General features: G+C 53.0%; 1 protein-coding gene. It reads left to right on the top strand.

The annotated features are described in order from the left end of the window. Window positions 1-217: autotransporter domain-containing protein (locus E0D98_RS27295; RefSeq protein WP_131891755.1), on the top strand; the 217-nt coding region annotated here is incomplete at both ends.

Raw genomic sequence — 217 nt, 5'->3', positions numbered from 1 at the left:
ATGCCTGGATTGAGCCACAGGCTGAGCTGGTTTACGGTTCTGTATCCGGTAAACAGTTTGCATGGAAGGACCAGGGAATGCATCTGTCCATGAAGGACAAGGACTACAATCCGCTGATTGGCCGAACTGGTGTGGATGTGGGTAAATCCTTCTCTGGTAAGGACTGGAAAGTGACAGCCCGTGCCGGTCTGGGCTACCAGTTCGACCTGCTGGCTAA

The sequence above is a fragment of the Escherichia sp. KCJ4928 genome, from assembly GCF_004352695.1.
Taxonomy (GTDB): domain Bacteria; phylum Pseudomonadota; class Gammaproteobacteria; order Enterobacterales; family Enterobacteriaceae; genus ECMA0423.
The sequence above is the reverse complement of the archived record's forward strand: the minus strand, read 5'-3'. Positions and strand labels throughout refer to the sequence as shown.